Raw genomic sequence first — 21,574 nt, 5'->3', positions numbered from 1 at the left:
GACCGACGGGCCAGTCAGGATTCGACCGGTCCGTGGACCTGGCGGCCTCTATGCCAGACGGACCAGGTCAAGGGAACGCCGGGCCGGTAGGCGAGATGAATGGCGGACGGGGCGTCCAGGATGTGGAGATTGGCGGTGGAGTCGGGGCGGAGGACTCCTACGGCTCCCGGAGCGGTGAGGTCGTGGGCGAGGGCGAGGGCCGCCCCGGCGGTGGCGGCGTGTATGGCCTCGGCGATGGACAGGCCCATTTGGAGGACCGCGGTGCTCACGCAGTAGGGCATGGAGGTGGTGTACGAGCTGCCGGGATTGGCGTTGGTGGCCAACGCTATTCGGGCACCGGCGTCGAGGAGGCGGCGGGCGGGGGCGAGGGGCTGACGGGTGGAGAGGTCACAGGCGGGGAGCAGGGTGGCGACGGTCGTGGACGCCGCGAGTGCCTCGATGTCGTCGTCGGTGAGGTGGGTGCAGTGGTCGACGCTGGCGGCACCGTGCTCGACCGCCAGTCGGACGCCGGGGCCGGGGGCGAGTTGATTGCCGTGGACTCGCAGGCCCAGGCCTCGGGACTTACCCGCTTCGAGCACCCGGGCGGATTGGGCGGCGTCGAAAGCGCCTGTCTCACAGAAGACGTCGATCCAGCGGACGTGGTCGGCGACGGCGTCGAGCATGGGGCCGCAGACCAGATCGAGGTAGGTGTCGGCCGTGAAGTCCGGCGGGATGATGTGGGCACCCAGGAAGGTGACCTCGTCCGCGACCTCGGAAGCGATGCGGGCGCAGCGCTTCTCGTCGGCGACGGTGAGGCCGTAGCCGGTCTTGGTTTCCAGATATGTGGTGCCTTGGCGGAGGGCTTCGTGCCGAAGACGCACGAGGTTGACGGCAAGGGTTTCGTCGCTCGCCGCCCGGGTGGCCTCGACCGTCGTGCGAATTCCACCCGCGGAGTAGGGCTTTCCGCTCATGCGGGCTCCGAATTCCGCGGTCCGGTCTCCGGCGAACACCAGGTGGGTGTGGCTGTCGACCCAGCCGGGAAGCACCGCTCGGCCGCCGACGTCCACGCGGTGATCGGCGTCGGGTGCGGAGGCGGATGGCCCGAGCCAGCGCACCCGGTCGCCTTCGAGCACCAGAGCCGCGTCCCGCAGCACACCGAATTCCGCGGTGTTGGTGGTGAGTTCGCCTATCCCCGTGATGAGGGTGGCGGCTGGATTCACTGCCATAGCGCTCCGATCTCGGTGTCGAGGGCGGCGGCCGCATCGGGGACGGCGCGATGGGCGCGGTCTCGGACGATCCAGCGACCCGCGACCATCACGTCGGTGACATCGGAGGCCGTGGCCGCGAACAGGATTCCAGCGCCGTCCACTCCGGCCGTGCGCACGGAACCGGTGTCCACGCACACCAGATCCGCATCCCGGCCGGGCGCTATCTCACCCAGGTTGGACCACCCCGAGGCGGCGTGAGCCGTTGCCGCGGTGAGCAGTTCACCGGTCTCGAACCGTCCCCGCTGCCCGCTGGCGAGCCGTTCGTGAAACTCCAACGACCTCGCCTCGAACCAGGGATCGATGACGGACTGGCCGTCACTGCCCAGCGCAAGGCGAGTCCCGGCATCGGCAAGTGCTCGGGCCGGGCCGATGCCGTCCCCAAGATCAGCTTCGGTACTAGGACACAGGCAGACCCAGCTCCCGGACAGCTCCGCGATGTCCGCGGCGGTCAGGTGCGTCGCATGCACCGCCACCGTACGAGAGGTGAGAGCCCCTGCCGCCGAGAGCAATTCGGTAGGCGTGCAGCCATGAACTGCCAGACACTCCTCGTTCTCATGCGGCTGCTCCGAGACATGCACATGCAACGGACGCCCTGCGGCAGCGCGCACGACGACCGGAAGCTGCTCGACCGGCACCGCTCGCACCGAGTGAATGGCCGCACCCGTGATGACCAATTCACCTGCCGGGACGAAGGATTCGACCCGTCGCGCCCACGCCTCGGCATCCCCGTCGTCGAAACGCTCCTGCACCCCGGAGACCGGCTGCCCGAAACCCCCTGCCAGATAGCAGACATCGAGCAGAGTGAGCCTGATGCCCGCATCCACCGCCGCCGCGACCAGGGCATGCGAGAACTCATTCGGATCGGCGTACCGTTGCCCGTGCCCCGGATGATGCAGGTAGTGGAACTCGGCGACGCTGGTGTACCCCGCCAGCACCATCTCCGCGTAGACGGCCCGGGCCAGCCGGTAGTAGGAATCCGGCTCCAACCGCCGCGCCACCGCGTACATGCGATCCCGCCACGTCCAGAAGCTGCCCCGCTCCGCGTGGGTACGCCCGCGCAGGGCCCGGTGAAAGGCGTGCGAGTGGACGTTGGCGAAGCCGGGCACGACCATGCCGGAAAGCACGGTTCCACAGGGCTTCTCGCCCGCCGTAACCGCCGTGATGACACCTTCGGCGATATCGATCCGCACCCCCTCCGCCACCCCGCCCGGCAGCCACGCCCGCGCACACCAGTAGGTGCTCATTCGGCCAGGCTCCGCAGCACGCGCGCCAGTTCCGCCGTGCCGTGGTCGATATCCCTGGGCTCGGCGAATTCCTCGGGCGCATGACTGATTCCGCTGGGATTGCGCACATACAGCATGGCGGTCGGCACGAATCGCGCCAGCACGGCCGCATCGTGTCCGGCCCCGGTGGGCAGTACGGGCGGATCGCCGAGCAATGCCGCGAGTCGATCCCGCAGCGCGGCATCGAAACTCGCCGTGCCCTCGTAGGATTCCTCCCGCACCTCGACCGTGCAGCCCTCGAGCTTCGCCGCCGCCTCGGCCCGCTCGGTGATCTCGGCGACCAGGTCCCGCACCTTCCCGGGCTCCGGCAGTCGCGCGTCGAGCCACACGTCGACCTGTGACGCGATCACATTGGTGCCGCCGGGCGTGGGTACCAGCCGCCCCACCGTGGCGCGGGCCTCCGGCACGGCGGCCGCGCAACGTCGTACCGCGCCGATCATTTCGGCCGCGGGCACCATCGGATCGCGCCGGTCCGCCATGAGCGTCGTCCCGGCATGATTGCCCTGCCCACCGAACGTGAACCGCCAGCGCCCGTGCGGAATGATCCCGCTGCCCACCGCGAGCGGCGCGTCCAGCGGCGCCAATCCACGACCCTGTTCGACATGCAGCTCGACGAAAGTGCCGATGCGAGAAAGCGTTTCCTCGTCCGGACCGAAATGCGTGGGCTCATATCCGGCCGAGCGCGCGACATCGGCGAAGGTGTCCCCATCGCCATCCCGCAGCGCCAGCACCCGCTCGGCCGCGATCGTCCCGGTCAGCAGCCGCGACCCCAGACACGGCACCCCGAACCGCCCACCCTCCTCCTCGGCGAACACCACGATCGCCAGCGGCCGCCGCGGCGTAAACCCCTGCGCCCGCAGCAGATCGAACGCCGCCAACGCACTCACCACCCCCAACGGCCCGTCATAGGCACCACCGCCGGGCACCGAATCCAGATGGCTCCCGGTGACCACGGCATCCGCCCCGGGTCGCCCGAACCACGCCCACACATTGGCATTCCGATCCACCTGCACCTCGAGCCCCCGCGCCCGGGCCGCCCCCGCGAACCATTCCCGCAGCTCTCCCTCGGCGGAGGTGAACACATGCCGCGAATATCCCCCGCGCGCCCGATCCACCCCCACCCGCGCGAGCTCGTCCAAGAGCGCGTTGGCGCTCATCGGCCCACTACTCACGAATTCACCCTTCCCACAGCGGTATCCGGACACCGGTATCACGCGCGACAGCCTCGGCCTCGGCGTATCCGGCATCGACGTGCCGCAGCACGCCCATGGCCGGGTCATTGGTGAGGACGCGTTCGATCTTCTGGGCGGCCAATGGCGTGCCGTCGGCAACGGTGACCTGACCCGCGTGGATGGACCGTCCCATGCCCACGCCGCCGCCGTGGTGGATGGATACCCAGCTGGCCCCGGAAGCGGTGTTGACCAAGGCGTTCAGCAGCGGCCAGTCGGCGATGGCATCGGAGCCGTCGGCCATGGACTCGGTTTCGCGATAGGGCGAGGCGACCGAGCCGCAGTCGAGGTGGTCGCGGCCGATCACGATGGGCGCGGAAACCTCACCGCGGGAGACCATCTCGTTGAATCGCAACCCGGCCGCGTGGCGTTCGCCGTAGCCGAGCCAGCAGATGCGCGCGGGCAGCCCCTGGAAGGCGACCCGCTCGCCCGCCAAGCGAATCCAGCGGGCGAGGGATTCGTTCTCGGGGAACAGGTCGAGCATCGCGCGGTCGGTGGCGGCGATATCGGCGGGATCGCCGGACAGCGCGACCCAGCGGAACGGCCCCATGCCCTCGCAGAAGAGCGGCCGGATATAGGCGGGAACGAAGCCCGGAAAGTCGAAGGCGCGCTCATAGCCTGCGAGCTTCGCCTCACCGCGCAGCGAGTTGCCGTAGTCGAAGACCTCGGCACCGCGATCCATGAACCCGACCATCGCCCCGACGTGAATGGCCATGGAATCGCGTGCCCGACGGGTGAATTCATCGGGCTTCTTACTCGCGTAGTCGTCCCAGTCCTCGACAGCGACGCCGATCGGCAGATAGGTGAGCGGATCGTGCGCCGACGTCTGGTCGGTGACGATATCGACCTCGACCTCACGGCGCAGGAGCTCCGGCAGCACCTCGGCCGCATTGCCGATCAACCCCACCGACAACGCCCGCCGCGCGGCCTTCGCCGCCAGCACCCGGTCGAGCGCATCGTCGATGTCCTCGGCGATCTCGTCCAGATACCGCGTCTCGACGCGCCTGCGCGCATGCCGCGGATTGCATTCGATGCACAGCGCCACACCGCCGTTCATGGTGACCGCCAGCGGCTGCGCCCCACCCATTCCACCGAGACCGGCTGTGACAGTGAGCGTTCCGGCCAGGCTGCCGCCGAATCGCTTGGCCGCCACCGCGGCGAACGTCTCGTAGGTCCCCTGCAGAATCCCCTGCGTCCCGATGTAGATCCAGGACCCCGCCGTCATCTGCCCGTACATGGTGAGCCCGGCCGCCTCCAGCCGCCGGAACTCCGGCCAATTCGCCCAGTCCGGAACGAGATTCGAATTGGCCAACAGCACCCGCGGCGCCCACTCGTGGGTCCGCAGCACCCCGACCGGCCGGCCGGACTGCACCAGCAGCGTCTCGTCCTCCCCCAGCCCCAGCAGCGTCCGGGCGATGGCGTCGAAGCTGGGCCAGTCGCGAGCCGCCTTGCCGGTACCGCCGTAGACGACCAGATCCTCCGGGCGCTCGGCGACCTCGGGATCCAGATTGTTGTGCAGCATCCGCCAGGCCGCCTCGGTCTGCCAGCTGCGCGCGGTGAGCACGGCACCCCGTGCGGCGCGGACGGTTCGAGTCATGACGAAACCCCTACTTCGAGAAGGTGATCCGCCGCCCCCGACCGCACCAGGTCGGCGACGGCGGCGATATCGGGCGCGAGATGCCGGTCCGGTGCGGGCCCGGGCACCCGCTCGCGCACCAGGTCCCGCAGCGCGCCCGTCGCGGCGGCGGGCCGCAGCGGCTCCCGGAAGTCCAATGCCCGTGCCGCGGTGAGCAATTCGATGGCGAGCACGGTCGTCAGCCCGTCCACCGCGCGCCGCAGCTTGCGGGCCGCCGCCCAGCCCATGGAGACGTGATCCTCCTGCATGGCACTGGACGGAATCGAATCCACCGATGCCGGTACCGCGCACCGCTTCAGTTCCGACACCACCCCGGCCTGGGTGTACTGCGCGATCATGTACCCGGAGTCCACGCCCGGGTCGGCGGCCAAGAACGCGGGCAACCCGTGCGACCGGTGCACATCCAGCATGCGGTCGGTGCGCCGCTCGGCAATGCTGGCCACATCGGCGATGGCGATGGCCAGGAAATCCAACACGTAACCCACGGGCGCGCCGTGGAAGTTGCCGTTGGACTCCACCCGGCCGTCCGCCAGCACCACGGGATTGTCGATGGCCGCGGACAATTCACGCTCCGCGACGGTCTCGGCATGCGCCAGCGTGTCCCGCGCCGCCCCGTGCACCTGCGGCGCGCACCGCAGCGAATACGCGTCCTGCACCCGCGGGCAATCGTCCCCGCGATGGCTGGCCACGATCTCCGATCCGGCCAGCGCCGCCCGCATGCGCGCCGCCGCCACTGCCTGCCCTGGATGCGGCCGCAGTTCCTGCAGGTCCGCCGCGAACACCCGATCGGTGCCCAGCTGCGCCTCCACGCTCATGGCGGCGGTGAGATCGGCCAGATCGAAGAGCCTGCGCAGATCCGCGAGGGCCAGCACCAGCATGCCGAGCATGCCGTCGGTGCCATTGGTGAGCGCCAGCCCTTCCTTCTCCGCCAGCGTGATCGGCGTCAGCCCGTGCTCGGCCAGCAGCGGCGCGATGGGTCGCGGACCGTCCGGCCCGAGCACCGAGCCCTCGCCCATCAGCACCAGCGCCACCGCGGCCAGCGGGGCCAGGTCACCCGAGCAACCCAGCGAACCGTATTCCGGCACAACCGGAATCAACCCGCTGTCCAGCAGTCCGGCCAGCGCCCGCGCGGTCTCCGGCCGCACCCCGGTGTGCCCGGACATCAGGGTGCGCAGGCGCAGCACCATCATGGCGCGCACCACCTCGGGCTCCACCGGCGTGCCCGCCCCGGCGGCGTGCGAGCGAATCAGGGAGCGCTGCAGGTCGATTCGCCGATCGGGCGGGATGTGGCGCAGGGCCAGCGCGCCGAAGCCGGTCGACACCCCGTATACCGGTCGGTCGCTGAGTGCCAGCTCGTCGATGTGCCGCCGCACCCGCGCCAACGAGTCCAGGGCGTCCGGGGCCAGCTCGACCCGTGCACCGAAGCGGGCGACCGCCACCACCGCCGCCCGGCTCAGCGGACCCGCTCCGACCGGCACCCGCTCGGTTCCGATTCGCGTCATGGGAACCATTCCAGCGCCTCGGGCCGCCCGGATCGAGCACCCACGGCCGGGTTTCGTCTGGTATTTCAGACAGTATGGGTGGTGACATTCCCGCGCTGCGGCGTGGCCTGCGGGTGCTGGACCTGCTGGCCCAGCGTCCGCACCCGGTCCCCGCCGCGCTCATCGCCCGCGAACTGGACCTGCCCCGATCCTCGACGTATCAGCTGCTCAACGAGCTGCGTAGGGCCGGGTACGTCACCTATCTGGCCGACGAGCGCAAATACGGACTCGGCCTGGCCGCCTTCGAACTCGGTGCGGCGTATCGGCGCGGCGACCCCCTCGAACGGGTGGCCGCGCCCCTGCTGCGCGGACTCGTCGACACCGTCGGCGGCACCGGGCATCTGGGGATCCTGCACGGCAACGAATCGCTGTATCTGATCGAACAGCGCCCCGCGCGCCCGCAGACGCTGGTCACCGACGTCGGGGTGCGGCTGCCCGCGCACCTGACCGCCACCGGCCGCGCCATGCTGGCCCGACTGGAACCCGTGCACGTACGCGCGCTGTTCCCCGGCCCCGCCGCGTTCCCCATGCGCACCGCCCGCGGCCCGCGCGACCTGCGTCAGCTGCGACGACTACTGAAGACCGAGCGCGATCGCGGCTGGGCCGTCGAAGACGGCTATGTCACACCGGGTTTCGCCACGGTCGCGGCTCCGGTCTTCGACCACGGGGGCCGCCCGATCGCCGCCATCGGCGTCACCATCCGCCATCACTGCGCCGACCCGGTCCGCACCCTTACGAGCGACGAACCCACCATTTCGGGCGCACGTCGGCACCGAAGTGACGAAGTTTCACCCGGCCCTCGGGAACCCGCTGAATGCGGGCAGATCTGGCCGGAGCTGGCGGTGCCGGTGCGGGCGACGGCCGCGGCGCTGACCGCCACCATCGGCGGGCGGCCCACCCATCCCGAACGGTCGGCCGCGTCGAATCACCTGAGGCGACCGAACGGTCGAATTGTGTAGCGCGGCAATCCCTGGGAGGTTGCCGTCAAGCTGCGCGTTTTCCTCTGGCGAGCGCCCCGGATTGTTACGATCGGCGGGGATGTCGAGGAGGTGCGGTGTCTGAAGGCAATCGAGCACCGGTTGGCGTGGACCCGTTCCGGCCCAACCCTGCTCGTGTGTACAACTACATGCTCGGCGGCAAGGACAATTACGACGCCGATCGCCTGGTCGGCGATCGGATGCTTCAGGTCGCCCCGGATACCAAGGACACCGCCTGGCACAGTCGGCGTTTCCTGATGGAGGCGGTGCGCATCGCGGCCGAGTCCGGTATCCGCCAGTTCGTCGATATCGGTGCGGGCATCCCCTTCACACCCAATGTGCACGAGGTGGCGCAGGAGATCGAGCCGTCGGCGATCGTGGCCTCCATCGATTTCGACCCGGTGGTCTTCGCGCACAGCAACGCGCTGCTGTCCAGCGCGCCCGGGGTGACGCCCATCCTCGCCGACATTCGCGAACCCGACAAACTTCTCGAATTGGCGCAAAACGAAGCGGGAATCGACTTCTCGCAGCCGGTGATCTTCCTGATCGTGGGCGTTCTGCACTTCGTCATGGACGACGAGCAGCCCTTCGAGGCCGTTGCCCGCCTCCGCGATGCCATGGTGCCCGGCAGCCTGCTGGCCATCCAGCACGCCTCCACCAACACCCACCCGTTCTTCAAGAACACCTCGAGCAATGACACCGTCGGCAGCCCGTCCCAGGTCGACTTCCGCCCGCCGGAAGTGGTCGAGCGCTTCTTCGAGGGCCTGGAAATGCTGCCGCCCGGCCTCGCCCCCGCCAACGAATGGCTCGAAGGCGACCTACGCGCAACCAAACTCGTGGTCCTCTGCGGCATCGGCCGCAAGAACTGACCCGCCCGCGGTCTCAGCCCGCGAGGGGGTCGAGGACTCAGCCCGCGCTGGCGAGCAGATCGGCGCGGGCCACCAGCGCGTCGGCGATGGGGCGCGGGCGGCGGCCCAGCCCGCAGGCACTGGCCACGCCGTCGAGCGGGTGCCCGAGGACGGTCTCGATGAGGTGCAACGTCTCGATTTGCGCTGCCTCGGTGGGGCTTTCGTGGACCAACCCGGCGTAGAAGCGGGCGCCGGCGGGCAGTTCCAGACCCGCGAGGGGCGCGTAGAAGTCCGCACGCGTGGACGGCGGAATGTCACCGGCCGCGAGCGGGCCGTGGATGAACTCCAGGGTCCGCCCCGAAGGCCACTGCCGGGCAATGGAATTGGCCAGCGCCACCAACGGCCGGGTATCACGCAGGGTGGTCCGGGCCTTGTTCTTCATGCTGCCCAGGCACAGGTGCACGCCGATGCGCGTGCCCGGCGGGGTCGCCGCGGCCATCTCGGCAATGCCGCGGCCCAGCCCCAGTGCGGTGTCGCCCCAGCGGTGCAGCGGTTGCGTCCGAGCCATCAGCACCATTTCGGCGGTGGCCTCGAACTGCACCACCACATCGTCGCCCGCCAACTCGCGAATGGCCGCCACATCACGAATGCTGGCGTCCTGGAAGGCCTTCCGATGCCGCCGCACCCCGCGCACGCCCATGGCGATGAAGGCCAGGGTGAAGGCGGTGGGCATCCCGATCTGCAGCGCCAGCTCGGGCAGATCCCGTTCCGCACGCAGGGTCCGCAAGATCGGCAGCGCCTCCCGCGCCTCACCGAGGTAGCCCAATTCCATCATGTCGCCGGTCAGTTCGACGCCCCGCGCGGCCCGGTGGATGGTCCGCTCGTGGCTGGTCATCCACGAGCCCTCGCGCTTGACCTCCAGCGCCCCCTGCGCCACCAGGTCGTCGAGGATGGGCTGGATGTACCACTCGTAGCGGCGGACCTCCCCGGTCGGTAGCGTGCGCAGCCGCGAGCCCGCGCCATCCAGCATCGCCCGCATCGCATCGTCGGTGCTCTCGGCCGGAAAGCTGCCGACGAAGTGCACATTTCGCGCGCCCATGCCATGCATGTTAGATCTTCAACCACGTTCCCCAATGAGCAGGTCGCGGAACTTCGTGTGGGGTATCGTCATTCGCCAGAAGATGGCCGGAACTCAGAACCGCTCCTGGGAAGGGATTCGGTGATGAAGAAGCTCTATGCCCGTTTGATGAAGGCGTCATGTCCCGCCGATCCGGAGTTGCTCGCGGCCAGTCTTCCCATTATCCAGGGTGAGGTCGTCCCGTACGCCATGTCGGACCCGGGCGCCCGCCAAATCTTCTTCTTCCTCGACGAGCAGGACGGGACGATGTTCTCGATCACGCTGTACGACACCGAGAAAGACCTCGAGCACGCCATGCGCGACGCCGACAGCGAGCACCGCTACCGCACGCTGGCACGGCTGGGCTACGAGCCCGTCGACGCGCGCGCCCTCGAGGTGGTGGCGGGCGCGGTCGCCGACGATGTCGTGGAAGTCGACTTCAGCCAAGGGAATTCATAACGTGCGCACCTCGTTCCGGGCGCTCGCCGTCTGCGCGGCGACGACCCTGCTGTGCTTGTCCCCCGGTCTCGCCCAGGCCGATCCGGCACCGGCGGACCGCTGCCAGGACGTCACCTTCCCGGTGCCACAGGGCACCGTCGCGGGCACCCTGTGTCTGCCGGACGGTCCGACCGACACGGTGATGGTTCTGGAATCCGGCTCCAACTACAACCATCTGTACTGGGATTTTCCGTATCAGCCGGAGACCTACAACTTCCGGCGCGCCATGAATGCCGCCGGATACGCGACACTGGTGGCGGATCGGCTCGGTAACGGCGCGAGTAGCCGACCGCCCAGTTTCACCCTGACCGCCACCGAGACCGCGGAGTCCCTGCACACCATGGTGCAGGCCCTGCGCGGCGGCCTGGCGGGCAACGCGCCCTTCGCCAAGGTGGTCACCGCGGGTCACTCGCTGACCTCGGGCACCGCCATCATGGAGGCCACCAGCTACCACGATGTCGACGGCATCCTGCTCACCGGCTACTCGCACACCCTCAGCGTCCCCGACGTGCTGGGCGTCATCAGCACCTACTATCAGGCCGTCAATGATCCCGGATTCGCCGGGCGCGGTTACGATCCCGGCTATCTGGTGACCCGCCCGGGCACCCGCGCCGCCGACTTCTACGGCATCGATCCCGATCCCCAGGTGGTGGCACTCGACGAGGCCAACAAGGAAACCTTCTCCCTCACCGAATATCCCGACGGTCTGCTGTCCACCCTCCCGGGCATGTCCAGCTTCATCACCGTCCCGGTCATGATCGTGGACGGCAGCCGCGACCGCATGGTCTGCGGGCCCGGCTTCAGCACCTGTACCGATACGGCGACGCTGTACGACAAGGAGCACCCCTACTTCTCCCCCGATGCGAAGCTGCGGACCTACGTCCTGCCCAATAGCGGTCACGCCATCAACCTCGCGCCGAATACCCGCGACTATCACGCCCAGGTCGTCGACTGGATGAAGTCGGTCACGGGCTGAGATCGACTGCGGGCCTCGACCATTCGCGGACGTGCCGGGCTCACGTGGAGAACGGCGCGCCCGCCCCTTCGGCCCGGGTCGGTCCCTCGCGGCGGCGGGTGGAGGCCAGCGGCAAGGCGATGTCCTCGAGCGAGCGGCCCTCCGCGTCGACCGCCAGGAACTGCGCGATCAGCCCGCCCGCGATCATGACCGCCGCGCCGAGTAGATAGCCCAGGAACAGGCGCACCGGATGCGAGCCGTCACCGATGAGCGCGCCGTAGATAACCGGCCCCAGCGCGCCGAAACACTGTGCGATGGCGAAGAATACGGCGATCGCCTTGGCCCGCACCTCGAGCGGGAAGATCTCGCTCACGGTCAGATAGGCCGAGCTCGCGCCCGCCGAGGCGAAGAAGAAGATCACGCACCAGCAGGCGGTCTGGGTGATGGCATTGAGGACGCCGGTGTAGAACAGCACCGCCGAAATCGCCAGCAGGACACCGGAAAGGATGTAGGTGCCCGCGATCATGCGGCGGCGGCCGATGGTGTCGAACAGGTGCCCGATGGTGAGCGGCCCGACCAGGTTCCCGATCGCGAAGGCGATGAGGTAGATCGGCGTGGAGCCGGACGGCACGCCGTAGAACTTGCCCAGCACCAGCGTGTAGGTGAAGAAGATGGCGTTGTACAGGAACGATTGGCTGATCATGAGACTCGCGCCGAGGATGGCGCGGCGCGGATACTCACGGAACAGCACCCGGGTCAAGGCCACGTAGCCGATCTTGTCGGTCGGTTTGACGTCGATGGCGCGGGATTCGTCGATGGGCGGCAGTTCGACACCGGTTGCCGCCACGTCCCGCTCGATCTCCTCGATCGACGCCTCGGCATCGCGCGCCCGCCCGTGCATGATCTGCCAGCGCGGGCTCTCCGGCAGATGCCTGCGGACGAACAGAATGATCAGGCCCAGGACCGGGCCGATGAGGAAGCCGAGCCGCCAGCCCAGCGACAGACTCATGTGATTGAGCAGAATATAGGTGCCCAGGGTGCCGATAATCGCACCGGCCCAATATGTTCCATTGACCGCGATATCGACCCGGCCGCGATATCGCGCCGGAATCAGTTCGTCGATGGCGGAGTTGATTGCCGCGTATTCACCACCGATACCGGTGCCCGCGACGAATCGGGTGACATACAGGAATGCCACCCAGCCCGCGCCATTGCCCAAAGTGGCGGCGGTGAGACCGCTGCCGACCAAATACACGCCCAGGGTGACCAGGAACAGTTTTCGCCGGCCCAATCGGTCCGAGAGATTTCCGAATACCAGCGCGCCGACGACCTCACCGGCCAGATACACCGTCGCGATCAGCCCGACCGCGGTCGAGGACATGTGCAGCGTCTCGGACTTGGTCAACGTGTCGGCGACCGCGCTGGCCACCGTGATCTCGAGACCGTCCAGGATCCACGCCACCCCGAGCGCCGCCACCAGGCGGGTGTGGAATCTCGACCACGGCAACCGATCTATTCGCGCGGGCACCAGGGTCCGCACCGCTCCGCCGTCGAGCACCTCCGCCATCATGACTCCCGAAGTCCGATTCCGCGTACAGGGTCTACCCACCGAATGCCCGCTCAAACGATAGAGCACACCTCCCGATTCAGGCCTCAACTGCGCGGACGCGGGCGGGGCGACGGAGGTATTTCTCGATGACGGCCGCGGACTCGCTGATCGCGCCCACGTAGCCGTCGGGGCGGACCAGGACGTAGGTGCCCGCGGCGACGTCGTAGTCCTCGACGGTCGGCATCGGGACGACCGGCAGGGCCAGGTCCGGGGCGGGGGCACCGAAGGTCAGCAAGGTGTGATGCGGTCCGCGGAAGGCATCGAAAAGCCTTGTGCCGGAAGCCGAGAGGCCATCGGGGGCGCGGTCTCCGGCACGGAGCGCACCCTGGTTGTCGCGGTCGTCGAGTGCCAGGGGGCCGCCGCGGTAGGTGATGTCGAGTTGATGAATGGCCGGGGTGCCCGTGCCGCCGTGAAAGTCCTGGCGGTGCAGCTGCGTCGTCAACCCGAGGACCTGCGCGGCGACCGGCATGCGCTCGACCTCATAGGTTTCCAGCAGTTCGGGATCGGCACCGTCGTATACGGCAGCGAGCTTCCAGCCCAGGTTGTAGGCGTCCTGCACACCGGTATTGAGGCCCTGACCGCCCGCCGAGGAGTGGACGTGGGCGGCGTCACCGGCCAGCAGGACGCGGCCCACCCGGTAGCGGTCGACCATGCGGGCGCTGACGCGATAGAGCGAGATCCACCGCAGGTTGTGCAGGTGGATATCGGTGCGGCCGGAACGGTCTCGGCACAACTGTCTTACGGCGTCCAGGGTCAGTTCGGGCACCTGGTCGGTCGGCATGGACGCGACGAACTGGTAATAGTCGCTGCCGGGGAGGTTCCACAGCGAGAAGCGGTCGCCCACATTGCCATTGCCGGTGAGGATGTGGCAGAACCGGCCGTCGAGGCCGTCGGCGCGGACATCGCCGATGAGGGTGCGCTCGGTTTCGAAGGTGTCGCCCGCGAAACCGATATCGAGGGTCTTGCGGACGGTGCTGTGGCCGCCGTCGGCGGCGACCAGATAGTCGGCGCGCAGATCACCGTGTGCGGTGTGGGCGATGACGCCGGTGGAATCCTGTGTGACACCGAGGATTTCGGTGTTCCATTCGACTCGCACACCGAGTGACGTCAGATGGTCGTGCAGAATCTCCTCGGTGCGCCACTGCGGAATGAGCCAGGTATCGGGATAGGGCACGGCGGGCGAGGCGACCAGCGGCGGCGCACCGAGCATGTCGGAAACCGAACGCTCCCAGACGATGTCGTGTCCGCGGTAGAGACGGAATTTCGGGAACGGTTCGCCCCCGGCCAGGACGGCGTCGAGGACGCCGAGGTCGTCGAACACCTCGAGGGTGCGCGGTTGCAATCCCTTGGCGCGGGAGCCGGGGAAGACCCCGGCGGCCTTGTCGACTATGCGGCAGGGCACATTTCGGCGGGCGAGGTCGCAGGCCAGGGTCAGTCCGGTCGGACCGGCGCCGACAATGAGAACGGTCACGGTGGGGTTCCTTGTTCGGGGAGGAGGACGAGCAGCACGTCGTCGACCAGTCGGTTGATGAAGACGATGTCGAAGCCGCCGTCGAGCTGGAGCTGACGCAGGATCATGGCCTCGGCGACATCGTGAATGAGATCGGTATCGGTATCGGCGGATAGCTCGCCGCGGGCGATGGCGCGCTGCAGGGCGTCGTGGAACGGGGACAGCTCCTCGTTCTCGATGTGCTCGCGCAGCGCGGCCGCCAGCTCCGGATCGTGTTTCATGGCCGCGATCAAGCCATTGATCATGGCGGTGAAGCGGTCGGAGGACTTGTGGCGCAAGGCCTCCAGCACCGCCACCAGATCACCGCGCAGGGTGCCGGTGTCGGGGATCTCGGCGTTCTGCTCGGCGTCGTAGGCGTCCAGGGCGGCCTTGACCAACTCGGCCTTGTTGCGCCAGCGGCGGTAGATGGTGGCCTTGCTGGCATTGGCACGCGCGGCCACGGCGTCCATGGTCAGCGCCGGGTAGCCGCGCTCGGCGACCAACTCCATGGTGGCGGTCAGAATCGCGTCGACGCGCTGTTGTCCTCGAACCATGACCGAAGGGTACGAATCGGTTTCGTACACTTCAAACACCCCCGTCGCTCGGCATTCCCGATCACCTCCCGCCCAAAGTGTACGAAACCGTTTCGTACACTTCAAGCCTTTTCCTACCGCCTCGCGCCCTTCCCATACGAACCAGCCCGATTGTTCGGCGATGAGTTTCGGCGACGTTGTGGCTAGCATCGGCGTTCGTGCGTTCAGTTTCCGGGGGAGATTTCCGAATTCGACTGATCGCCCTCATCGCGGGGGTGCTCGGTGTTGTCCTGGCGGTGCTCACACCGTTGTTGCCGGTGCGGCAGGATCGGGCGAGTATCGATTGGCCGCAGGCGCAGACGGTCCAGATGACCGCGCCGCTGGTCGATTACGTGCCGCTGTCGCTGGATCTGAGCGTGCCGTGCGTGGTACTGCGGGACGTGCCGAGCGGCACCGTGCTCTCGACCATTCCGGCGCAGGCCCCCGGCGCGGACGCCAAGGGGCTGATCGCGAAGATCGAGGACAGGCCAGGCTCCGGGCGCACGCTGTCGGTCACCCTGCGCAGCATCCCCCTGCTGACCGCCTCGGTCTTCGAAATGACCGGCGTCGGAACGGCTTCCGATCCGGCCATCACCTCACCCTCGAGCCTCACACCGACTTCCACCCCGGCACCGAGCCCAACCCCCGCCCCGGCCGGGGCGACCCCCTCCGCCGGACCGACACCTCCGCCGAGCGGCGCTGCCCCACCCGCGGGCGCAACGCCTCCACCCGGTGCCACCCCGCCCGCGGGCGCGAAATCGCCTGAGGGAGCCGCGACCCCGCCAGCGGGCGCAACGCCTCCTCCCGGGGCCACACCGCCGCCGGGAGCCACTCCCCCGCCGGGCTCGACACCTCCGCCCGGTAGCACTCCTCCGGCCGATGCCCCGCCACCGCCCGCCAATAGCGGCGATCCCGATGCGAGCACGGCGATCGGCCCGGGTGCGGGTGCCGGTTCGACGCCCGCCAGCGCGCCGCGCACGGGTTGCGGTGCCCTCGTGGTGCATTCGACCGCCACCGCCACCACGGCCGAGCTGACAGGTCTGAAGCGCCCGGACGGCACCCCGCTGCGGACCACGATCGACAAGGACGTGCGACCCCAGATCGTCGGCGTCTACACCGATCTCGACCGCACGCGGCTCAGCGACGCCACCCTGCACGCCGACATCGACTCGCGGTTCTCCTCGAGTCCGAGCGCGCTGAAGCTGGCCGCCATGGCGGGTGCCGCGTTGTGCACTCTCATCGCCCTGGTCTGCCTGTACTTCCTCGACGCGGCCGACGGCCGACGCCGACGTCGGTTCCTGCCCGCGCGCTGGTGGCGGCTCACCCCCATCGACGCGGTCGTGCTGATCGTGCTCGGCGTGTGGCATGTGATCGGGGCCAACACCTCCGACGACGGCTACATCCTCACCATGGCACGGGCATCCAAGGCCGCCGGATACACCGCCAACTACTACCGCTGGTACGGCGTGGCCGAAGCGCCCTTCGGGTGGCCCTACGAGCTGCTCGCGCAGATGACCCGACTCACCGACGCGAGCCTGTGGATGCGGGTGCCCGCGCTGCTGGCGGGCATCCTGTGCTGGTGGGTGATCAGCCGGGAAGTGCTCCCGCGCTTGGGTTCCCGCGTGCGCACCGGGGCCGGGGCGCGCTGGACGGCCGCCCTGGTGTTCCTGGCCATGTGGCTGCCCTACAACAACGGCCTGCGACCCGAACCCCTCATCGCCCTGGGCGCACTGCTGACCTGGTGTTCCATCGAACGCGCCATTGCCACCCGACGCCTGCTGCCCGCCGCCGTCGCGGTGCTGATCGCGGCGTTCTCGCTGGCCGCCGGACCCTCCGGATTGATCTGCCTGGCGGCGCTTTTCGCCGGTTCGCGGCGGGTGCTGGCGATTCTCGTCACCCAGGTCCGCACCGAATCCGGGCGCGTGCTGGGCTATCTCGCGCGGATCGCGCCGGTGCTGACGGCGGGCACGCTGGTGCTCACGGTCGTCTTCGCGGACCAGACCTTCGCCTCGGTGCTGGAGGCCACGCGGGTGCGAAAGCTCGTCGGCCCCAATCTGTCCTGGCCGGATGAGCCCACCCGCTGGATCTCCCTCTTGTCGCTGACCCCCGACGGCTCGCTGTCGCGTCGTTTCGGCGTCCTGGCCATGCTGCTGTGCCTGGGCGTGTGTTTCGCCGTGCTGCTGCGCAAGGGCGGCCGGATTCCGGATACCGCACGCGGCCCGGTGGCCCGGGTGCTCGGCATCGCCGCCTTGTCACCGCTGCTCATGGCCTTCACACCGACCAAGTGGACCCATCATTTCGGCGTCTACGCCGGATTGGCGGCCGCACTTGCGGCGGTGACGGCGGTCGCGGTGGGCGGCAACGGTATTCGAGTTCGCTACCTGCGCTCCCTGTTCGCGGCCGCGGCGCTGTTCCTGGTGGCGTTCTGCTGCACCGGATCCAATGGCTGGTGGTACGTCTCGGGCTACGGTGTCCGCTGGCCCGATCGCGCGCCAGTCCTGGGCGGAATGAGCATCGCCTCGCTGATCTTCGGCCTGGGTGCGCTGTGCCTGCTCGTCGCGGCCTGGCAGTACTACCGGGAGCCGTACCGCCGGAAGGCCTCGGCCGCCCTGCCTTTCGACCGAATCGCCATCCGTCCGCTGACGGTGGCCGCGGCGGTCGTGGTGTTGTTCGAGCTGGGCACCATGGCCTCGGCGGCCTGGTCGCAGTACCCGGCGTACTCGGTCGCGCGGTCCAATCTCCGTGCGCTGCAGGGGCATCCCTGCGCCATGGCCGACGACGTCCTGGTGGAAGCCAAGCCCGAGGATTCCCTCCTCCAGCCCTACACCGGCATCCCCGCCGACGGACTCGCCGCCGACAACAGCGGCTTCACCGCCAATGGCGTCGGCGACCTCGCCCCCGAGGGCGCGGGCCCCGGCGGCGGCGGCCAAAAGCCAACTCCCCCACCCGGTGGCGGCCCCGCCGACAAGCCCAAGGCCGAGCCCGGAATCAACGGCAGCACCGTCGCCCTCCCGTACGGCCTGAACCCCAAACGCACCCCGATCCTGGGCAGCTACACCACCGGCCAACCCCAGCCCGCCCATCTGACCACCCAGTGGTACACGATGGATCTCGCTGCGACACAGCAGGATTCCAGCTACCACATCCTGGTCCTGACGGTCGCCGGACACATCGCCGCCCAAGACGGCGACCACAAGACCGAAGGCGCGCAACTCCGCCTGGAATTCGCCCACCGAGCCGACGACGGCGCGATCCAACCCCTCGGCGACCTGACCCCGCCGACCGTCGGCGGCGCACCCGGCTGGCGCAACCTCCCGATCCCCTTGGATCGAATCCCGAACGGCACCAATGCCATTCGCCTGGTAGCGAACACTGACGACCCCACCGGCAAGCAGTGGCTGGCCCTCACCCCACCCCGCCTACCCCACCTGTCCACTCTGGATTCGGTCGTCGGCCACGACACCCCCGTCCTTACCGACTTCCACGTCGGCCTGGCCTTCCCCTGCCAGCACCCCCTCGACCACCGCGACGGCGTAGCCCAGCTCCCGAGCTGGCGAATCCTCCCCGACAAACTCAACTCTCAGGTCTCCGAAACCTGGCAGGGCGACTCGGGCGGCGGCCCCATCGGCTGGACCAACCTCCTCCTGAAGTCCCAACCCATCCCGGCCTACCTGAACCACGACTGGACCCGAGACTGGGGCGAACTCCAGCGCCTCACCCCCTATGTCGACGCCCCCGCCGCCACCGTCGGTGTGCGCGTGGAGGATCGATGGGGATGGGTGAACGACCAACCCATCAAGGCCGAGGCGGACCCGACCCAGGATCGCTAGCGCCCACCCGCAGAAACGAGTCCAGCCCGGGAGCCGATCCGAGCGGCAGTAGCCGCGCCACATCGGCGCGCAGTGCGGCGATCTCGGTATCCCGGGCCGCACGGGCATGCGGCGCGAGCGCCACCGTTCCGACCGGACCACGCAGCAGGCGACTCCAGTACGCCGCCGCGAAACCGGTCGGCGTTCTGGTGAACAGGAAGGCCAAGGCCGCCGGTGTCACCACCGTGCCTCGCGCGCGCAAGCCCCGGAAACCGCTGCGTACCGCGTCCACCAGCGCGGACAGCACGGCAGGGTCATCGGCCAGCCCGGGTGCCGAATAGTCGACGCGATCCAATGCCTCGCACATGGCGACCACGAACACCGCGTGGGTGGCCAGCCAGTCCTGCATGCGGCCACTGGTTCGTACCTCGAATCCGCTGCGGCGCAGGGCCATTACCGCACCGGACTCCCGTCCCCCACGTCGTTCCAGCGTCGTCGGCTGCTGGCGGATCGGCACGTACTCGACGACCCCGTCGGCATCGAAACGGCCGCCGACACCGGGAAATCCGGCGATCACCCGATCACCGAGCCGCGCCCGCAACTCGGCCACGCCGAGCGGGCAGTTGCCGAGCGTGACCACCCGATCGCAGTCGACAGCTTCCAAACACCCCGCCGCAGAATCGATTTGATCCCGCCGCACCGCCAGCAGCACGGTGTCATAGCCGCCTTCGGGAACATCCACTACCGCTACCGGCTGCCGTAATGATCGGCCACCGCTACGGAGGGTGATAGGCCGCTCGGCGAGCTCGCGCAGAGTCGCTCCCCGCGCCAGTACCTCGATCTCGTTCCCCGCCGCCGCGAGTCGCGCCGCGTAAACGCGCCCGATCACTCCGGCCCCCGCCACCAGGATCCGTTCCCCCGGCCCACTTCTCGGCCTTCGCATTCCCCCATGCCACCATCCCGCCGAAACCGCGCCAAGGGCCGATGGTCACCTCCACGGCAGACAAAAAGAACCGCCGCCCACCGGAATGCCGGTGGGCGGCGGATCTTTCGCTTCAGCGACCGTCAGTTCTGCGGAGCGCCACCGGGGGCCGGGGCTCCGGCCGGTTGTTCGCCCGGTGCGCCGCCCGGGCCGTCGGCCGGGGGTTGGGGTTGTGCGCCCGGGGGGAGGGGCTTGCCGATGTGCTGGGCGATGTCGGGGAGCATGCGGTTGGCGACCTGTTCCCAGTTGCCCCAGTTGTGGACGCCGATGCTCGGGAAGTCGTAGCTGACGTTGTCGTAGCCCAGGGCTTGCAGTTTCGACTGGAAGGCCTTGGTGTTGGCCAGGGCAATGCCTTCCAGGGGCATGCCCTGGATGACGGCGTCGGCGGAGGACAGGTCCTGTTGGGCCGGGACCGCGCTGCCCGCGGAGATGTACATGCGGGTGTTGTTGGCGATCAGCTTGTCCACGAAGCCGTACGGGTCCATGCGCGCCCACTTGGCGCTGCCCGCCGGGGCCATCGAATCGATGTTGTAGCCGCCCGCCGCCAGCAGGGCCAGACGCAGCGCGTCACGCATGCCCGGTGCGGACATGTAGAGGTAGCCCGAGAGCGAACCGGCGTAGGTGAACTGGTCCGGGTGGTAGGCGGCCAGCAGCAGGGACGCGCTGCCGCCGCTGGACAGTCCGAAGACGCCATTGCGAGAGTCGCTGAAGCCCAGGCGATCTCGCAGTGCGTCGCGCAGATTCTGGGTGAGGAACGTCTCCCACTGGTAGGTGTAGGACTTGCCCGAGGTCTCGTCCCAGCCCGCGACCGCCGAACCGGAATCCCGGCTGGGGAACAGATTGGCGTCCGGATTGACGCCGCCGAAGCTGCTCGGCGCGTCCCAGTCCTGATAGAAGCTGGATTCGCCGCCGACCGGCATCACCACATTGATATTGAACTTGGCCAGTGCGGCCGGAATGCTGGTGTGGATCTCCCAGCCGTTGTAATCGTTCTGCGCGCGTTCACCGTCGAGCAGGTACACCACCCGGTCGGTATTTCCATCCGCCGCCCGCACGATTCGCGTCTTCACCGACCCCATGGACGAATCCACATAGAAGTCGAAGGCGTTCGGATTCGTATCCGCCGCAGCCGGACCGGCTACCACCCCGAACGGCAGCATCGCGGCCACCGCGGCGCCCAGCAGGCCCCGCTTGGCCCATCCTCCCCGCATATCCTGTTTTGCCCTTCCGTTGCGCGGCCGAGAACCCGGCCGCTCCCCTCGATCCTCCCCCGCTCCCCTGTTCCCGGCGCGGCGGTTCGTCCCGCAGCATAACGGGTGCGGATGCGGGGGTCTTATCGAATGGGGTTGCGGCCCAGGCGGCTAGCGCGAGATCAGGCCAGTTCGACGCGAATGGGGTCGCCCGGGCGGACGGTGGCGAGCAGGCGCGCGTCGCCGTCGAACGCGCCGAGCACATTGCAGGCGCTGGCCAGGCGGCATTCGTCGCCGTGGGAGATCGGGGTGGGTCCGTAGGGGAGGGCGAGGGAGTCGCCGTCGGTCCAGAAGGCGACCGTGCCCGGATCCACGATCTGGCGGGCGTCCAGTTCGCGCGGCACGCTCACGCCGGTGTCGAAGTAGACCTCCTCGCCCCAGGTGTTGGCGCTGGACGAGATCGGCAGCGCGGCGACCAGGGCCCGGGTGGTGGGGGTGTCTTCGAGGGTGGCGGTCAGCTGGTTGGCGGGCCAGGTGATGCGAATCCGGGTCGGGTTGGTCACGGGTCACATTCAACAAGACCCGGCCACCA

Annotated in this window: 17 protein-coding genes; 5 read left to right on the top strand and 12 right to left on the bottom strand. The window is 68.8% G+C overall.

Annotated features, from left to right (window positions below):
* Positions 1 to 14 precede the first annotated feature (14 nt).
* Genes hutI through hutH form a run of 5 tightly spaced genes read right to left on the bottom strand, consistent with a single transcriptional unit; the run spans position 15 to position 6,888 of the window.
* Entirely contained in the window at positions 15 to 1,205 is a 1,191-nt protein-coding gene (gene hutI / locus VMT65_RS06425; protein ID WP_326306985.1) for an imidazolonepropionase, read from the bottom strand.
* Entirely contained in the window at positions 1,196 to 2,491 is a 1,296-nt protein-coding gene (locus VMT65_RS06420; protein ID WP_326306983.1) for a formimidoylglutamate deiminase, read from the bottom strand. The genes hutI and VMT65_RS06420 overlap by 10 nt, the downstream gene beginning before the upstream one ends.
* Positions 2,488 to 3,702 (bottom strand): allantoate amidohydrolase, encoded by a 1,215-nt coding sequence (locus VMT65_RS06415; protein ID WP_326306982.1) that lies wholly within the window; start codon positions 3,700 to 3,702, stop codon positions 2,488 to 2,490. Before VMT65_RS06415 ends, VMT65_RS06420 begins: the two co-directional genes overlap by 4 nt.
* A gap of 4 nt (positions 3,703 to 3,706) precedes the next feature.
* A complete protein-coding gene (gene hutU / locus VMT65_RS06410; protein WP_326306981.1) occupies positions 3,707 to 5,356 on the bottom strand; it encodes a urocanate hydratase in 1,650 nt (549 codons plus the stop codon).
* Positions 5,353 to 6,888, bottom strand: coding sequence for a histidine ammonia-lyase (gene hutH / locus VMT65_RS06405; protein WP_442790201.1), 1,536 nt, complete (start codon positions 6,886 to 6,888; stop codon positions 5,353 to 5,355). Before hutH ends, hutU begins: the two co-directional genes overlap by 4 nt.
* 83 nt (positions 6,889 to 6,971) lie before the next feature.
* Between hutH and VMT65_RS06400 the strand changes: the two genes are divergently transcribed.
* Positions 6,972 to 7,895 carry an IclR family transcriptional regulator gene (locus tag VMT65_RS06400; protein ID WP_326306978.1) on the top strand — a complete coding sequence of 308 codons (924 nt, stop codon included), beginning with the start codon at positions 6,972 to 6,974 and terminating at the stop codon, positions 7,893 to 7,895.
* Between the two features lie 95 nt (positions 7,896 to 7,990).
* Positions 7,991 to 8,782, top strand: a complete 792-nt coding sequence (locus VMT65_RS06395; protein ID WP_326306977.1) for an SAM-dependent methyltransferase — start codon at positions 7,991 to 7,993, stop codon at positions 8,780 to 8,782.
* Between the two features lie 37 nt (positions 8,783 to 8,819).
* Here VMT65_RS06395 and VMT65_RS06390 read toward each other — a convergent pair whose 3' ends face one another.
* The gene (locus tag VMT65_RS06390) at positions 8,820 to 9,860 is read right to left on the bottom strand and encodes a hypothetical protein (protein ID WP_326306976.1); all 1,041 of its coding nucleotides are present in this window, start codon (positions 9,858 to 9,860) and stop codon (positions 8,820 to 8,822) included.
* 123 nt (positions 9,861 to 9,983) lie between these two features.
* On the opposite strand from VMT65_RS06390, the gene VMT65_RS06385 reads away from it, so the two are divergent.
* Both VMT65_RS06385 and VMT65_RS06380 read left to right on the top strand, forming a co-directional pair.
* Positions 9,984 to 10,337, top strand: a complete 354-nt coding sequence (locus VMT65_RS06385; protein WP_326306975.1) for a hypothetical protein — start codon at positions 9,984 to 9,986, stop codon at positions 10,335 to 10,337.
* Between the two features lies 1 nt (position 10,338).
* Positions 10,339 to 11,352 (top strand): alpha/beta hydrolase, encoded by a 1,014-nt coding sequence (locus VMT65_RS06380; protein WP_326306973.1) that lies wholly within the window; start codon positions 10,339 to 10,341, stop codon positions 11,350 to 11,352.
* 40 nt (positions 11,353 to 11,392) lie between these two features.
* Here the strand turns inward: VMT65_RS06380 and VMT65_RS06375 are convergent, their stop codons facing one another.
* The 3 genes from VMT65_RS06375 to VMT65_RS06365 all read right to left on the bottom strand — a co-directional run bounded on the left by VMT65_RS06375 (position 11,393) and on the right by VMT65_RS06365 (position 14,983).
* Positions 11,393 to 12,898 carry an MFS transporter gene (locus VMT65_RS06375; RefSeq protein WP_326306972.1) on the bottom strand — a complete coding sequence of 502 codons (1,506 nt, stop codon included), beginning with the start codon at positions 12,896 to 12,898 and terminating at the stop codon, positions 11,393 to 11,395.
* 79 nt (positions 12,899 to 12,977) lie between these two features.
* Complete coding sequence (locus tag VMT65_RS06370) at positions 12,978 to 14,411, bottom strand: FAD-dependent monooxygenase (protein ID WP_326306971.1); 1,434 nt, start codon at positions 14,409 to 14,411, stop codon at positions 12,978 to 12,980.
* Complete coding sequence (locus tag VMT65_RS06365; RefSeq protein WP_326306970.1) at positions 14,408 to 14,983, bottom strand: TetR/AcrR family transcriptional regulator; 576 nt, start codon at positions 14,981 to 14,983, stop codon at positions 14,408 to 14,410. The genes VMT65_RS06370 and VMT65_RS06365 overlap by 4 nt, the downstream gene beginning before the upstream one ends.
* A gap of 197 nt (positions 14,984 to 15,180) precedes the next feature.
* Between VMT65_RS06365 and VMT65_RS06360 the strand changes: the two genes are divergently transcribed.
* A complete protein-coding gene (locus tag VMT65_RS06360) occupies positions 15,181 to 18,831 on the top strand; it encodes an arabinosyltransferase domain-containing protein (RefSeq protein WP_326306969.1) in 3,651 nt (1,216 codons plus the stop codon).
* Here the strand turns inward: VMT65_RS06360 and VMT65_RS06355 are convergent.
* From VMT65_RS06355 to VMT65_RS06345, 3 genes are all read right to left on the bottom strand, one after another.
* Positions 18,797 to 19,753 carry a ketopantoate reductase family protein gene (locus VMT65_RS06355; protein ID WP_326306967.1) on the bottom strand — a complete coding sequence of 319 codons (957 nt, stop codon included), beginning with the start codon at positions 19,751 to 19,753 and terminating at the stop codon, positions 18,797 to 18,799. The two genes, VMT65_RS06360 and VMT65_RS06355, sit on opposite strands and share 35 nt — an antisense overlap.
* A gap of 122 nt (positions 19,754 to 19,875) precedes the next feature.
* Positions 19,876 to 21,003, bottom strand: a complete 1,128-nt coding sequence (locus VMT65_RS06350) for an alpha/beta hydrolase (protein WP_326306966.1) — start codon at positions 21,001 to 21,003, stop codon at positions 19,876 to 19,878.
* A 161-nt stretch (positions 21,004 to 21,164) separates the two neighbouring features.
* A complete protein-coding gene (locus tag VMT65_RS06345; protein ID WP_326306965.1) occupies positions 21,165 to 21,545 on the bottom strand; it encodes a cyclophilin-like fold protein in 381 nt (126 codons plus the stop codon).
* Positions 21,546 to 21,574 lie beyond the last annotated feature (29 nt).

The sequence above is a fragment of the Nocardia sp. CDC153 genome (genome assembly GCF_035818515.1).
Classification (GTDB): domain Bacteria; phylum Actinomycetota; class Actinomycetes; order Mycobacteriales; family Mycobacteriaceae; genus Nocardia.
Note: the sequence above shows the minus strand (reverse complement) of the source record. Positions and strands in the feature narration are given on the sequence as shown.